General features: G+C 69.8%; 14 protein-coding genes. 3 read left to right on the top strand and 11 right to left on the bottom strand.

The window, feature by feature from the left end:
* Position 1 precedes the first annotated feature (1 nt).
* The gene (locus ACIRSS_RS01565) at positions 2-412 is read right to left on the bottom strand and encodes a polyketide cyclase / dehydrase and lipid transport (RefSeq protein ID WP_400889413.1); all 411 of its coding nucleotides are present in this window, start codon (positions 410-412) and stop codon (positions 2-4) included.
* A 127-nt stretch (positions 413-539) separates the two neighbouring features.
* Between ACIRSS_RS01565 and ACIRSS_RS01560 the strand changes: the two genes are divergently transcribed.
* The gene (locus tag ACIRSS_RS01560; RefSeq protein ID WP_400889411.1) at positions 540-2,336 is read left to right on the top strand and encodes an AMP-dependent synthetase/ligase; all 1,797 of its coding nucleotides are present in this window, start codon (positions 540-542) and stop codon (positions 2,334-2,336) included.
* A gap of 358 nt (positions 2,337-2,694) precedes the next feature.
* On the opposite strand, the gene ACIRSS_RS01555 is transcribed toward ACIRSS_RS01560, so the two are convergent.
* Genes ACIRSS_RS01555 through ACIRSS_RS01540 form a run of 4 tightly spaced genes read right to left on the bottom strand, consistent with a single transcriptional unit; the run spans position 2,695 to position 7,170 of the window.
* Complete coding sequence (locus ACIRSS_RS01555) at positions 2,695-4,056, bottom strand: GH1 family beta-glucosidase (RefSeq protein WP_400889409.1); 1,362 nt, start codon at positions 4,054-4,056, stop codon at positions 2,695-2,697.
* Positions 4,057-4,072: 16 nt separating this feature from the next.
* Positions 4,073-4,957: a carbohydrate ABC transporter permease gene (locus ACIRSS_RS01550; protein ID WP_400889407.1), complete on the bottom strand. Its 885-nt coding sequence runs from the start codon at positions 4,955-4,957 to the stop codon at positions 4,073-4,075.
* A 9-nt stretch (positions 4,958-4,966) separates the two neighbouring features.
* Positions 4,967-5,887: a carbohydrate ABC transporter permease gene (locus tag ACIRSS_RS01545; RefSeq protein WP_400889405.1), complete on the bottom strand. Its 921-nt coding sequence runs from the start codon at positions 5,885-5,887 to the stop codon at positions 4,967-4,969.
* Positions 5,887-7,170, bottom strand: a complete 1,284-nt coding sequence (locus ACIRSS_RS01540) for an extracellular solute-binding protein (RefSeq protein WP_400889403.1) — start codon at positions 7,168-7,170, stop codon at positions 5,887-5,889. The genes ACIRSS_RS01545 and ACIRSS_RS01540 overlap by 1 nt, the downstream gene beginning before the upstream one ends.
* A gap of 160 nt (positions 7,171-7,330) precedes the next feature.
* Between ACIRSS_RS01540 and ACIRSS_RS01535 the strand changes: the two genes are divergently transcribed.
* Positions 7,331-8,368: a LacI family DNA-binding transcriptional regulator gene (locus ACIRSS_RS01535; protein ID WP_400889401.1), complete on the top strand. Its 1,038-nt coding sequence runs from the start codon at positions 7,331-7,333 to the stop codon at positions 8,366-8,368.
* Position 8,369: 1 nt separating this feature from the next.
* On the opposite strand, the gene ACIRSS_RS01530 is transcribed toward ACIRSS_RS01535, so the two are convergent.
* From ACIRSS_RS01530 to ACIRSS_RS01515, 4 genes are all read right to left on the bottom strand, one after another.
* Complete coding sequence (locus tag ACIRSS_RS01530) at positions 8,370-9,257, bottom strand: aminoglycoside phosphotransferase family protein (RefSeq protein WP_400889399.1); 888 nt, start codon at positions 9,255-9,257, stop codon at positions 8,370-8,372.
* On the bottom strand, positions 9,254-10,357 hold the full coding sequence (locus ACIRSS_RS01525) for an FAD-dependent oxidoreductase (protein ID WP_400889397.1): 1,104 nt from the start codon (positions 10,355-10,357) through the stop codon (positions 9,254-9,256). The genes ACIRSS_RS01530 and ACIRSS_RS01525 overlap by 4 nt, the downstream gene beginning before the upstream one ends.
* 67 nt (positions 10,358-10,424) lie before the next feature.
* Positions 10,425-11,396, bottom strand: a complete 972-nt coding sequence (locus ACIRSS_RS01520; RefSeq protein ID WP_400889395.1) for a ferritin-like domain-containing protein — start codon at positions 11,394-11,396, stop codon at positions 10,425-10,427.
* A 116-nt stretch (positions 11,397-11,512) separates the two neighbouring features.
* A complete protein-coding gene (locus ACIRSS_RS01515; RefSeq protein ID WP_400889393.1) occupies positions 11,513-12,754 on the bottom strand; it encodes an aminotransferase class I/II-fold pyridoxal phosphate-dependent enzyme in 1,242 nt (413 codons plus the stop codon).
* A 63-nt stretch (positions 12,755-12,817) separates the two neighbouring features.
* Between ACIRSS_RS01515 and ACIRSS_RS01510 the strand changes: the two genes are divergently transcribed.
* Positions 12,818-13,297 (top strand): hypothetical protein, encoded by a 480-nt coding sequence (locus ACIRSS_RS01510; RefSeq protein WP_400889391.1) that lies wholly within the window; start codon positions 12,818-12,820, stop codon positions 13,295-13,297.
* Between the two features lie 194 nt (positions 13,298-13,491).
* On the opposite strand, the gene ACIRSS_RS01505 is transcribed toward ACIRSS_RS01510, so the two are convergent.
* A complete protein-coding gene (locus tag ACIRSS_RS01505) occupies positions 13,492-13,974 on the bottom strand; it encodes a hypothetical protein (protein WP_400889389.1) in 483 nt (160 codons plus the stop codon).
* Positions 13,971-14,441 (bottom strand): hypothetical protein, encoded by a 471-nt coding sequence (locus tag ACIRSS_RS01500; protein WP_400893334.1) that lies wholly within the window; start codon positions 14,439-14,441, stop codon positions 13,971-13,973. Before ACIRSS_RS01500 ends, ACIRSS_RS01505 begins: the two co-directional genes overlap by 4 nt.
* Positions 14,442-14,446 lie beyond the last annotated feature (5 nt).

The following is a 14,446-nucleotide window of genomic DNA, read 5'->3' as shown; positions in this document are numbered from 1 at the left end:
CCTAGCTGTCCGTTCGCGGAGGAACGCCGGGCTCGCGCCCGTCCTCCAGGATCTCCTTGAGCCCGAGTGCGATCCCCTTCGCCGCGCGGGCCCGCCGGTCGAACTCCCGGCGCAGGTCGCGCGGCGCCAGTGCCCGGGGCGTCCCGGCCGCGTCGGCGGGGGTCGCCCGCAGGAAGTAGTGCAGCAGGGTGCCGTCGAGCACCGGCTCGAGCCAGACCTCCATCGTACCGACGAGCGCGCCGCGCACGGTCCAGCGCAGGCCCTTGTCCCCCCGGTCGGTGTAGACCTCCAGGACCAGGTCGGGCCAGTAGCGCGTCCACGACTTGGGATCGGCGAAAACGGCGGCGACGGTGGACGGCGGGACCGCGAGGAACGTCTCGTCGACGACGTCGATGGCGGGCGGTGCGTTCACGTGCGAAGAATGTCACGCCCTCGCTGTGCGGGGTCGATCAGCATGGTCTTAAGGTGCTCACCACGCTAAGTTGACTGGCGGGTAACAGCGGTGTCGCCCACCGCACGCGTTGAACACGGAGGTCCACGTGCGCGAATACAGCGCTCCCGCCGGGAAGCCGGTGGCCGACGACGAGAACATGTCCGATGTCGTCTGGGCGAACGCCGAGCGGTTCTCGGACGTGGTGAGCTTCCGCCGCCAGGTCGACGGGACCTGGCTGGACGTCACGGCCAAGGAGTTCGCCGGCCAGGTGCTGGCCGTGGCCAAGGGCATGGCGCAGGCCGGGATCGGCCGCGGCGACCGCGTCGCGATCATGTCGAAGACCCGGTACGAGTGGACGCTGATCGACTTCGCGATCTGGGCGGCGGGCGCGGTGACGGTGCCGATCTACGACACGTCGTCCCCCGAGCAGGTGTACTGGATCCTCTCCGACTCGGCCGCCAAAGGGATCTTCGTCGAGACGAACGCTCACCGCGGCGCTGTCGAGGAGATCCGCGACCGGCTCACCGAGCTGGACAACACGTGGCAGATCGAGGGCGACTCCCCCGCCGTCGAAGAGCTGGCCGCGCTGGGAGCGTCGCTCTCCGACGACGAGCTGCACGAGCGCCGCCGCGAGGTCGGCGCCGACGAGCTCGCCACCATCGTCTACACCTCGGGCACCACCGGCCGCCCCAAGGGCGTCGAGCTGACCCACCGCAACCTGCTGGCGGAGATCCGCGCCGACATCGAGGCGTTCCCGCAGCTGATGGAGCAGGGCAACTCGCTGCTGTGCTTCCTGCCGCTGGCGCACGTGCTGGCCCGCGCGATCGCCGTGACCGCGCTCACCGCCCGCGTCACCCTCGGGCACACCCCGGACGTCAAGAACCTGGTCGCCGACCTGGGCACGTTCCGCCCGACGTTCGTCGTCGCGGTGCCGCGCGTGTTCGAGAAGGTCTACAACTCGGCGAAGCAGAAGGCCCACGGCGACGGCAAGGGCAAGATCTTCGACGCCGCCGAGGCGGTCGCGGTCGAGTACAGCCGGGCGCAGGACAACGGCGGCGCCGGCTTCGCGCTGAAGCTCAAGCACCTGGCGTTCGACAAGCTCGTCTACGGCAAGCTGCGCGCGGCCCTCGGCGGCCGCTGCGTCGCAGCGGTCTCGGGCGGCGCGCCTTTGGGTGCGCGGCTGGCGCACTTCTTCCGCGGCATCGGCGTCCCGGTGTTCGAGGGCTACGGCCTCACCGAGACGTCCGCGGCGGCGAACGTCAACACCCAGACGGCGTTCCGCGTCGGTACGGTCGGCAAGCCGGTCAACGGCACGTCGGTCCGCATCGCCGACGACGGTGAAGTGCTGCTCAAGGGCGACGTCGTGTTCCGGGCGTACTACAACAACCCGCAGGCGACTTCCGAGGCGTTGACCGACGGCTGGTTCCACACGGGCGACCTGGGCGAGCTGGACTCCGAGGGGTTCCTGAAGATCACCGGCCGCAAGAAGGAGATCATCGTCACGGCGGGCGGCAAGAACGTCGCCCCGTCCGGCCTCGAGGACACGATCAAGGCGGCCCCGCTGGTCAGCCAGGCGATGGTGGTCGGCGACCAGCGCCCGTTCATCGCGGCGCTGGTGACGGTGGACGAGGAGTACTTCCCGTCGTGGAAGTCCCAGCACGGCAAGCCCGCTTCGGCGACGGTGGCAGACCTCGCCGCCGACCCGGACCTCCTCGCGGAGATCCAGGCCGCGGTCGACGAGGCGAACAAGTCGGTGTCCAAGGCCGAGGCGATCAAGAAGTTCACGGTGCTGGCCAACGACTTCACCGAGGCGGGTGGCGAGATCACGCCGAGCTTGAAGCTGAAGCGCAACGTGGTCACGAAGAACTACGCGAACGACATCGAAGGCCTGTACAAGAAGTAAGCGTCACTCGCGCCGCTGGGCCGCGACGAAGTCGCGGTACCAGCGGAAACGCGGCGTGCGTCTGCGTAGGGCGAAAGGTCTCAAGATCGCAAGGCCTCTGACATAGTGTCACGATGGATTGGGATACTCGGTCCAAGATCTTGGTCGCAGCACTCGGCACTATCGCTGCCGGCCTCAAAATATGGGAGATTTACCGGGCAAGGTCGGCTCGTCTGAGCGAACTGAAGTCCTTGGTGGTGGTTCTTGGCGGCCCCCGTGCTGATTCTGGGAGGCGTTGGATTCACTCAAGACGTGTCACGCCGGGAGCGGGATGCACGTGGTCGTCCCCTCAAGGCGAAACGCTCCCCAAAATCTTGATTCACGGGGTGCGTTGGGCTGCGACGAAGTCGCGGTACCAGCGGAAACTCGCTCGCGGCGTGCGGGCCTGCGTCGCGTAGTCCACGTGCACCAAGCCGAACCGGTGCTTGTACCCGTGGGCCCACTCGAAGTTGTCCAGCAAGGACCAGCAGAAGTACCCCCGCAGGTCGACCCCCGCCGACGCGGCGGTGCGGGCCGCCTCGATGTGCTCGTTCAGGAACGTTATCCGCTCGTAGTCGGCGAAATCACTTCGGTCCGCGTACACACAGCCGTTCTCCGTCACGTACATCGGTGGCAGCTCCGGGTAGCGGTTGTGCAAGCCCACCAACGCTTCCGTCAGCCCCTCCGGCTCCACCGGCCAGCCCATGCCCGTGCGCGGGACGTCCGGCACCTGCGTCGTGTCCACGCCGATGTCGGCCACCGTGCGCAGCGCCGGGTCGGGCTCGCGGTGCGGCGCGTCCGCCACGTGCAGCCGGTAGTAGTAGTTGACGCCCAGGTAGTCCAGCGGCGCGCCGATCGTCTCCAGGTCGCCATCGAGGCGGAACGAGAAGTCCGACACGCCGCTGAACATCGCCGCCAGGCCCGGGGCGTACCGGCCGCCGAACAGCGGGTCGGTGAACTGGCGGCGCAGCAGCGTGTCCTGACGCGCGGCCGCCGCGGCGTCGGCGGCCGAGTCCGTCACCGGGACGACCGGCGACTGGTTGAGCACGATCCCGAACTGGTGCTGCGGCGTCGCCTGCCCCCGCATCGCCTGCACGGCCAGGCCGTGCCCGAGCAGCAGGTGGTGCGCGGCGGCGAGCGCGCCGTGCCCCTCGCGCGCGCCCGGCGCGTGACGCCCCTCGCCGTAGCCCGCGACCGCGCACGGGTACGGCTCGTTCAGCGTCGTCCAGTGGTCGACGACGTCGCCCAGCTCCTCGTGCACCAGCGACGCGTACTCGGCGAACCGGTGCGCCGTGTCGCGGGACCGCCAGCCCCCTTCATCCTCCAGCGCCTGCGGCAGGTCCCAGTGGTACAGCGTCAGGAACGGCTCGACCCCCTGCTCCCGCAACGCCTCCGCGAGCCGCCGGTAGAAGCCGAGGCCGCGGCGCTCGAAGCGGCGCCCGTCCGGTTGCACCCGCGGCCAGGACACCGAAAACCGGTAGGAGTCGACGCCCAGTTCGCGGAGCAGGGCGAGGTCGTCGCGCCAGCGGTGGTAGTGGTCCGCCGCCGGCTCGCCGGTGTCGCCGCCGGCCACCGCGCCGGGCACCGCGGCGAAGGTGTCCCAGATGGACGGTCCGCGGCCGTCCGCGGTGGTGGCGCCTTCGATCTGGAACGCCGAGGTCGCGACGCCCCAGCGGAAGCCGGGCGGGAAGCTGGAAGTCACAGTGAGCTCCGGGAGGTCAGCCCTTGAGCGCGCCCTGCATGATGCCGCCGACGATCTGGCGGCCGAACAGCAGGAACACGAGCAGGACGGGGACGGTGCCGATGGTCGCGGCGGTGAGCACGAGCGTGTAGTCGGTGGTGTAGCCACTGGCCAGAGTGGACAGTGCCGTTTGGACGGTCGGGTTCTCCGGCACCAGCACCACCAGCGGCCAGAAGAAGTCGTTCCACGCCTGCATGAACGTGAACAGCCCGAGCACGGCCGCGGCCGGGCGGGCGGCCGGCAGCGCCACGTGCCAGAACAGCCGCAGCGAGCCGCAGCCGTCCATCCGCCCGGCTTCGAGCAGCTCCAGCGGCAACGCGCGTTCGAAGTACTGGCGCATGAAGAACACGCCGAACGCGGTGACCAGGCCGGGCACTATGACCGCCTGCAGCTGCCCGGCCCAGCCGAAGTCGGCCATCATCATGTACAGCGGCACGACACCCAGCTCGGTCGGGATCGCCTGGGTGGCGACCACGATGAGCAGCAGCACGGTCCGGCCGCGGAACTTCAGCTTGGCGAAGGCGAACCCGGCGAGTGTCGAGAACAGCACCACCGACACGGTGATCGTGCCCGCGACGATCAGCGAGTTCCCCAGCGCCAGCGCGAAGTCCGTCTCGTCGAAGACGCGGGCGATGTTCTCGAACAGGTGTCCGCCGGGGACGAGCACCGGCGGCACGCTGCCGACGGCCTCCGTCGTCTGCGAAGACACGACGAACGACCAGTACACGGGGAACGCCGAGCCGGCCAGGATCGCGATCAGCGCGGCGTAGGTCCACGGGCTCGCGACCCGGCGCACGAGCCGCCGGGTCCGCCCGGGGGCCGCCGGCGGCGCGGGGGCCGCCGGGGTCAGCACGGTGGTCATGTCCGCTCCTCAGTCCGTTTGGATGCGCCGGGTCACCAGGTACGACAGGCCCGCGACGAGCATCGTGGCGACGGCCAGGATCAGCGCGATCGCCGAGCTGTAGCCGAAGTCGTACTTGGTGAAGCCCTGCTCGTAGAGGTAGAGCGCGGCGGTCTGGAACTGCCGGTCCGACCCGCCGGTGGCGGCCGCCGTGCCGGGGTTGAACAGCAGCGGCTCGGCCAGCAGCCGCATGTTCCCGGTCGTCGCGATCACCGTGGAGAAGATGATCTGCGGCCGCAGCAGCGGGACGGTGATCCGCCAGAACTGCTGCCACCCGCGGGCGCCGTCGAGCGTCGCGGCTTCGTACATGCTCGACGGGATCGCCTGCATCGACGCGAGGAAGATCAGCGCGTGGTAGCCGGTCCAGCGCCACACCACCATCGACGCGATGGCGGTGTGCGAGCTCGCGGTGCCGGCCTGCCAGTCGACGTGCCCGCCACCGAACCAGCTCAGCACCCAGTTGACCAGGCCGAAGTCCCGGCCGAACAGCTGCGCGAAGATGATCGTCACCGCCGCCACCGAGGTGATGTTCGGCAGGATCATGCCCATCCGGAACAGCGTCCGCCCACGCAGCCTGCGGTTGAGCAGGTGCGCGATGCCGAGCGCGAACAGGATCTGCGGGATCGTGGTCAGCAGCCACAGGCTGACCGTGTTCCCCATCGCGTTCCAGAAGTACGGGTCGTGGAACAGCAGCTGCTCGTAGTTGCCGAGCCCGATGAACTTCGCGCCCTCGGCGTCGAGCAGGTTCCGGTCCTGCAGCGACACGAAAGCCGTGTACAGCAGCGGGAACAGCCCGAAGACGCCGAAGATGAGGAAGTACGGGCTGATGAAGCCGAACGGCGACAGCTTGACGTCCCACTTGTGCCGTCGGTCGGCCCAGGTCAGCGCCATTACTTGATCTTCTTCACGTCACCGACCAGCTGCTGCCACGCCGCCGCGCCGTCCTGCTTGCCCTGCTCGACGCGCTGCATCGCGTTGCCGAACTCCGTCTGCACGTCGCCGGCCTTGGGGCCCTGGTACTGCGGGTTGAGCTTCTTCGCCGCGTCGGTGAAGAGCTTGCCCACGGGGGCGTTGTTGAAGAACGGGTTGGTGTAGCCGGTGATCTTCGGGTCGTCGTACAGCGACGGCGTCGAGGGCAGCAGGCCCTGGCTGGTGAACACCTTCGCCTGCTGCTCGGGCGCGGTCAGCCAGGCGGCGAGCTCGGCGGCTTCCTTGGTGTGCTTGCCCTGCTTCGGCACGGTCAGGTACGAACCGCCCCAGTTGCCGCCCCCGCCGGGCACGGTCGCGACGTCCCACTTGCCGGAGGTGTCCGGCGCCTGGTCCTTGATCTTGGTCATCATCCAGGCCGGGCAGGTGACGGTGGCGAACTGGCCCTGCGTGAACCCGGTGTTCCAGGTCGGCGTGCTGTAGAGCAGGCCGGCGGAGAGGTTCGCCTTGACGGCGTCGACGACCTGGTCCCAGCCGGTCCGCAGGGCCGGGTTGCTGTCGACGACGAGCTGGTCGTTCCGGTCGTAGTAGCCGACCGGCGCCTGGCCGAAGATCGCGTTGAGCACGGTCGGGCCGCCGTCCATGAACTTGACGCCGTTCGGCGCCTTGGCCTGGAAGCGCTTGCCGGTTTCGAAGAACGCCTGCCAGGTCGGCCAGAGCGCGGAGACGGCGTCGCGGTCGGCGGGCAGCTGGGCCTTCTCGAACAGGTCGCGGCGGTAGCAGATCGCCAGGCCGCCGACGTCGGTGCCGTAGCCGATCTGCTGGCCGCCCTTGGCGAGCGAGGCCGACCACTTCCAGCCCAGCCAGCGGTCCTTGAGCTTGTCGCCGCCGACGGTGTTGAGGTCGACGAACTTGTCCGGCGTCGCCTTGAACTGGGCGACGTACCCGGTGTCGATCGCCTCGATGTCCGCGGCGCCGCCGCCGGTCGCCAGGTGCGCGGCGAGGTTCTTGTGGTGGTCGGAGTAGGACGCGGTCCGCTCGGTGATCTCGATGTCCGGGTGCGCGGCCTGGTACTCCTTGATCAGGTCGGTGTAGCCGAAGTTGCCGAAGAGGCCGAGGCTGAGCTTGACCTTCCCGCCGCCGCCGGCGTCGCTGCTCCCGCAGGCGCTCAACGCGGTGACCGCGGCCAGGACAGCACCCGCCACGGCGATCAGGCGGGGTCGTCGGGGTGTCGTTTTCGGGCGCATGAGATCTCCGTTGTTCTGCGGGCCGGTCGGAAAACGCGGGACCCATGAGAGCGCTCCCAGCGGTCATCCGTCAAGTAACGAAATGATAACTCGACTCGGCATTTACCCAGCCAGAGATCATGTGCTACGAATGTAACCGGTTACAGCACAGGAGGTCAGGATGGTCACCGCCCGCGAGATCGCCCAGCTCTGCGGGGTTTCGGTCGCGACCGTGTCGCGGGTGTTCAACCGCCCCGCCACGGTGAGCGCGACGACGCGCGAGCACGTCGAACGCGTCGCCCGGGAGCTCGACTTCTCGCCGAACGAGTCGGCGCGGGCGCTGTCGCGGCAGCGCTCGGCGATGGTCGGGCTGGTCTGGGACACCGACCACCGGCGGCCCGGCTGGCGGCACCCGTTCCTGCAGGACCTGTTGCTGGGCCTCAAATCCGCGCTCAGCTCGCACGGCTACCACCTGCTGCTGCTCGCCACGAGCGACGACGCCCGCGACCGCAACCCCGGCGTGTCGCTCGCCGACCCGATCGCGTACGTGAGCATGACCCGCCGGCACCACCTGGCCGGGCTGGTGCTGATCGACAGCGGGACGGACGCCGACGCGTTCGGCACGTTCGCCCAGTCCGGGCTGCCGTGCGTCGCGGTGGACGTGGCGCTGTCCGGGCCGCGGGCGACCTACGTGACGTCCGACAACGCCGCGGGCGCGGCCGAGGCCGTCCGGCACCTGGCCGCGCTCGGGCACCAGCGGATCGCGACGATCACCGGCCCGCGCGGCAACGCGCCGGCCGCGGCCCGCACCGACGGCTACCTGCGCGGACTGACCGAGGCCGGGCTGCCCGCGCGCGAGGACTACGTGGTCACCGGGGACTTCTACCGCGAGAGCGGGTTCGTCGGGATGCGCCGGCTGCTGGCGCGCAAGGACCCGCCGACGGCGGTGTTCGCGGCGAGCGACGAGATGGCGGTGGGCGCCCTGCTGGCGGCCCGCGCGGCGGGATTGCGGGTGCCGGACGACCTGGCCGTGGTGGGGTTCGACGACATCGAGGTGGCGTCCCTGGTGGACCCCGCGCTGACGACGGTGGCCCAGGACAAACCGGGCTTCGGCACGGCGGCGGCGGGCGCGCTGCTGGCGATGATCGACACGGGCGTCGCCCCGGACCCGGTGCGGCTGCCGACGAAACTGGTGGTCCGCGACTCCTGCGGGGCGTGAGTCAGCTCTCGAGGTACTCCGCGCGGATTTCGTCGAGGACGCGCCGGGCTTCAGTGGCCTCGCGGTCGTCGCGGCCCCGGGTCCGCGCGCACGTGACCAGGGTCTTCCAGAACGCCCAGCCGCGGCCGCGGGCCCAGGTCGCGTCGTCGACCGACAGTCGTTCGCGGAACGCCCGTCGGCCGTCGCCGGTCAGCAGCGTCCACGCGATCGCCAGGTCGCAGGCCGGATCGCCCACTCCGCACGTCCCGAAGTCGATGACCGCCGTCAGTTCCCCGTCGGCGAGCAGGAGGTTGCTCTCGGCGACGTCGCCGTGGAACCAGCGCTCGACGCCGTCCCAGGGAGTCTCGAGCGCGGTTCGCCAGATCTCGGCGTCCACGTCGTGGCCGTCGAGTGAGCGCTGGACCAGGTCGTCGAAAGTGCGCAGCGTGCCGCCGCGGAACCAGTTGTGCTTGCCCGGCCGAGGTGCGCCGGTGCAGTCGATGCTTTGCAGTGCCGCCAGGAACCCGGCCAGGTCGGCCGCGAACCCGACGGGGTCGGCGATGCGTTCACGCCGCGCGGGTTCGCCATCGAGCCACGGGTAGATCGACCACGCGAAGGGGTACTCCGCGCCGGGGCGGCCTTCCGCCAGCGGGACGGGGATCGGCAACGGCAGCCGGGGCGCGAGCACGGGCAGCCAGCGCTGCTCCTTTTCGACCGCCAAGGCGTATTCGGCCGCGCTGGGCAGCCGCACGGTCATCGCGTCGCCGAGGTGGAAGGTCCGGTTGTCCCAGCCCCCGTTCGCGACCGGCCGCACCGGGAGGTCCGCCCACCGCGGGAACTGCCCGGCGACGAGCCGGCGCACCTGGTCCGCGTCAACGGAGATCCGCTGAGGCGGTGGCCCGAGGCTCACTGGATCTTCCCGCTCCAGTCGATGTGGTGCTCGTAGACCCAGCCCGGCTTTTCGCCGACGTCCTGGCCCGAGCTCGACGCGACCAGCTTCTCGACGCGCTCGCGGCGAAGTCCTTCGTACGCCGCGAACGCCGAGGCCGGGTCCGGCAGGTCGCGCAGGCACTGCGCGAGGACCACGCTGTCCTCGATCGCCATCGACGCGCCCTGCGCGTCGGCCGGGGCCGCGGCGTGGGCGGCGTCGCCGACGAGCACCATCTCGGGCGTCGACCAGATCCGCGTCCGCGGAACGTCGTAGGAGTGGTCACCGAACACCTCGTCGCCCGTCGCGGCGATGATGTCCGCGCAGGGCAACGGTTCCCCGGCGAACGCCGCGTGCGCGAACTCGCGCCAGCCCGCCGGGGTGACGGCCGCGATCTCGTCGCGGGAGCGCTCGGCGTCGGGGATGCGGGCGAACCAGAACGTGGCGCCGTCCGGGTCGGTCGTGAAGCCGAAGGCCGCCTTGCTGCCGCGGACCATCCGGTAGATCCCGGGTGCTTCCGGCAAGCCGGGCGCACGCGTGTAGCCGTAGACGATGGTCTGCCCGGTGTAGCGCGGCTCGTCCGCGGCCGGGTCGATCAGCCGCCGGACGACCGAGCGCAACCCGTCCGCGCCGACCACCACGTCACCCGTTTCGGTGGTGCCGTCGGCGAACTCCGCCGTGACGCCGTCCGGGCCCGGTTTCGCGCTCACCAGGCGCTTGCCGCGCTCGAGCGGCACGCCCCGGCGCGCGGCTTCCTCTTGCAGGACGCGGTAGAGCGTCGCGCGGGTGAGCGTGCGCGGCTCGTCGAGGCCTTCGGTGCCGAACTCGCGGCGGCCGACCGTCTCCCCGTTCGGGGCGACCAGCTCGACGCCGTGCGCGGCGAACGAACTGTCGATCACCGGCTGGTCGGCACCGATCGCGCGCAGGGCGTCCATGCCGTTGTGCATGATCGTGAGGAACGCGCCGACGTCGTCCCCGCCGGTCGGGTAGGCCTCGAAGACGACCGGGTCGTGCCCGGCCAGTTTCAGCGCCATCGCCGTGGCCGTGCCGGAAATCCCGCCACCCGCGACCAGTACCCGCACTCCGCGCCCCCCTGTGAACTCCGCGTGCCGCCGTTCGCGACCCTACCGCGACGGCGGCACGCGGCGCTCACTTCTCCTTGGCGCCACTGGCCGCGATGTCGCCGTTGAGGCCGCGCGGGTAGAAGCCGCCCGAGGAGACCTTGTCCGGGTTGAGGTAGGCGATGTTGAGCACGCGGTCGGCGGAGCGGCCGAACGCGATGCCGTTCGCGTCCGCGGGGACGAGGTTCGCCTTGCCGTCCTTGAGCACGCCTTCGTCGTCGTCGGCCTTGCCGTCGAGGCTGTCGCGGGCGTCGGAGATCTTGTTCGTGATGTCGCCGAGGCCGCGTTCGAAGAGCTGTCCGCGCACGATGCCCGCGTGGTAGGCCTCGACCGCGAGGATGCCCGCCGCCGCGTCGAGGAACGTCTTGTTGTTGACCAGCGGCGCCGCGCCCTTGTAGGCGGACACGCCGACGTCTTCGAAGAGGAACGCGGCGAGCAGGAAGTTGTTCTCGCTCGCGAACGGGTCGAAGGTCTGGCCTTCCTTGATCACGCCCGCGGCCTGCATGGCGGCGGTGAAGCTGTTCTGGAAGTCGATCTCGGGCTGCGCGACGGCGGCTTTGTCGAGCGCCTTGCGCAGGAAGGTGACGTGGGCGACCTCGTCGCCGGCGATCTCCTGGACGATCTGCTTGGTGTGCTCGCTCTTGAACTTCACGGCGTGCCCGCCGGAGACCTTGCCCAGGTTGCCGACGCCGTTGACGTACTTCTCGTTCAGCCCGTAGCCGTAGACGGCGAACGAGTACAGGTTCGCCTCGAGGTACTCCAGGTTGAGCGCGAAGTTCAGCACCGCGGCGTCGCTGGCGGCGGCGTCCTTCGCGTTCTGCTGCGGGTACTGCGAAGTCGCGCCCGCCGAGCCGAGGCCCAGCGACAGCGCGGTACCGAGCGCACCGGCGCCCGCGACGCCGAGTCCCGCCGCTCCCGCAGCCTTGAGGAAGCGGCGGCGGTCGGTCGCGTTCTCCGCGCTGCGCTCGATCAGCTGCTCTGTGTAGCGTTTTCCGAACACCGGGGGACGTCCTCTCGTGACGAGTTCGTCCACCTCACCCAACGGTGATACGTACCTGGACGGCCCCCGGCTCGGTCAAATCGGGAAAAAGTTCTTCCCGATTCCGTCCTCGCAGGTCAGGCGCGTTCCGCGGCGGCGAGCCGGACGCACACGGCGAGCGCGCGGACGGCCTCCTCGACGTCGGCGAGCTTCGGGAACGTCGGCGCGATCCGGATCACGGCGTCGGCCGGGTCGTTCCCGTGCGGGTGGGTCGCCCCGGCGGGGGTCAGCGCGACACCGGCCTCCTTCGCCAGCCGCACGACCTCCTTCGCGGTGCCCTCCGGCACGGTCAGCGACACGAAGTAGCCACCGGTCGGCTTGGTCCAGGACGCGAGGTCCGACAGCTCCTCGGTGAGGATGCGGTCGACGGCCTCGAACTTCGGGCCGATGATCTCGGCGTGCTTGCGCATGTGGGCGCGGACGCCGGCCTCGTCCTCGAGGAAGAGGGCGTGGCGCAGCTGGTTGACCTTGTCCGGGCCGATGGTGCGCTTGCCGATGTTGCCGACCCACCAGGCGAGGTTGGCCTCGGAAGCGCCGAAGAAGCCGACGCCGGCACCGGCGTGGGTGATCTTCGAGGTGGAGCCGAAGACGAAGACGCGGTCGGCGTTCCCGGCCTCGGTGGCCAGGGCGAGGATGTCCGCCAGCTCCGGCTCGTCGTCGGTCAGGTGGTGCACGGCGTAGGCGTTGTCCCAGAAGATCCGGAAGTCGGGCGCCGCGGTGGTCATGGTGGCGAGTCGCCGGACGACGTCGTCACTGAACGTGACCCCGGTGGGGTTGCTGTACTTGGGGACGCACCAGATGCCCTTCACGGCGGGGTCCTCGGCGACCAGCGTCTCGACGGCGTCCATGTCCGGCCCCTGGGCGGTCATGGCGACGGGGACCAGCTCGATGCCGAAGCGCTCGGTGAGCGCGAAGTGGCGGTCGTAGCCCGGGACGGGCGCGAGGAACTTCAGGGTGGGCTCGTCGGCCCAGCGGCGCTCGGCCCCGGGCAGCTTCGACAGCAGCGCCTGGACGACGGCGTCGTGCATCAGCTCGAGGCTGGAGTTGCCCGCGGCGAGCAGCTGGTCGGCCGGGACCTGCAGCGCGCCGGCGAAGATGCGGCGCAGCTCGGGCAGGCCCTTGAGGCCGCCGTAGTTGCGCACGTCGGTGCCGTCCTCGGCCTTGAAGGAGCCCTCACCGGGGAGAGTCAGCAGGCCGTTCGCGAGATCGAGCTGCTCCGGGGAGGGCTTGCCGCGGGTGATGTCGAGGGAGAGGCCGCGGTCGACCAGGGCCGCGTAGTCGCGGCGGGCCGTGTCGACGTCGACGGAAGCAGTGGTCATGCCGTCAACGCTAAACCCGGCGTCGATACCATTTCGGGGCGGGTCCTGGCTAGGGTGATCGGTGTGCATTTGGTAGTCCACGCCGACCAGCGCCAGTTCTCGGTGCGCGACTCGGGTTCCCACCTGGACGGCAGCGGCTGGACGGCGGTCGCGGTCGAATCTCACCGGATCGGGGCAGAGCCGGGCGGCATCGCGATCGCGACGGCGCGGTCGGACCTGGTGGAGTCGTCGGTGACGCTGCTGCCCTCGCCGCCTGGGTTGTCGCCTTCGGCCGAGCACGTCGTGGAAGCAGATCTTCCGGTTCCGAGCGGCCGGTTGGTGATTTCCGGGCCTGCGGACTATCCGTCGCAGGAGAAGTTCTTTTCGGTGTTGCCGGGGTTGTACCGGGCGCGGGTGTCGTATGTGCCGGCCGGACCGCCGCCGGTGGACTGGAACGACCACGAGTACGGGGAGCATTACCGGTACGTGGTGGAGATGTGGCCGGCGTCGTCCGAGTCGGGGGTCGAGGTGCTCAGGCAGGGCGCAGCGGTCTGGGACGGTTAGGGGTGCGCGGTTGGACGCGGCCGGGCGGGGCTGGTCGAGGCGGGCAGGGCGCTGAGGCCGGGTGCATCGACGGCTAGCACGCGAGCGCAGGTGATTGCGCCGGGCGCGCGCCAAGCGGACATCGCGAAAATCGAGGTCGGGCGCATCCGCCTGGACAGCCAGGGCCTGGGCGCATTAGAGCCGAGTAACAACGCCTACAGCGCAGTCAAAGAAGCAAGTTTCCAATGCCCATCAACCCGCCGGGCAGTGACAGCCAACTGAGCAACGGTAGACGAAGGCGCTCCCCCGCCCTGAGCAACAGTCTGCTGATCCAAGAACAACAAGAGCGAAGCATCATCGCCCACCAACGACCGAACCCCCACAGCCCGAACCGTAGTGGTCCGAACCAGCTTCTCCGCAGCAGCACGAGTCCGAGCGGAAGCGAACTGGTCCTGATACTGACGAACGGCATCGCCCGTCAAAACCTGGGAAGCCGCTCGCTCGGTCCGAGCAAGATTCGCGTAGTCATAAGAAAAAACCGACTTCACGGCATCACTGACCTCAGCCGAAACGGAAGCAGTTCCAGCGGAATCAACCAAAGCCTGATTGTCCCCAGGAGAAAGCGAAGCCGTCTCGACGCCGAACCACACGGTGCAGCCCAGAGCCACCACCACGATCGCCAGCAGAAGCCGCCTCATGACCCAGCCGCCTGAACGCCCGCGATCTTCCAGCCGTCAACGGAACGAGAAACGTCGACAGTCAACCGGTTCAAGCGCGGCGACGCAGCACCACCGCCGGAAGAAACCCGGACATCCAGCACCGCCAAAAGCCGCGCGGTCCCACGAGAGACGTCGATTTCCGTCACCGCCGCCTGAACCAGCGACGCCGAAGACACCGTACGCGCAGTGGAAGCCCGGTCGATCTGCAACTGCCGGTCGCCTGAAAGGTCCTTTCCGTATTGGCCTGTGGTAGCCGCGATCCAGCGGTCCACGTCCGCGCCGGCCGAGCGGTAGTCGATCGTGTTCAGCGTCACCAGCTCCGGGCCCGCCGCCGCCAGGACCGCGTCACGCTCCCGGCCGCGGGCGAAGGAATCGTCCGCGGCCGCCCGCCACCAGGACCAGCCCGAAAACGCGGCGGCCAAAACCGAAAGCACCGCGGCCACGATCAGAA

The organism is Amycolatopsis sp. NPDC101161 (assembly GCF_044768185.1).
In the GTDB taxonomy this organism is placed as follows: Bacteria; Actinomycetota; Actinomycetes; order Mycobacteriales; family Pseudonocardiaceae; genus Amycolatopsis.
The sequence above is the reverse complement of the archived record's forward strand: the minus strand, read 5'-3'. Positions and strand labels throughout refer to the sequence as shown.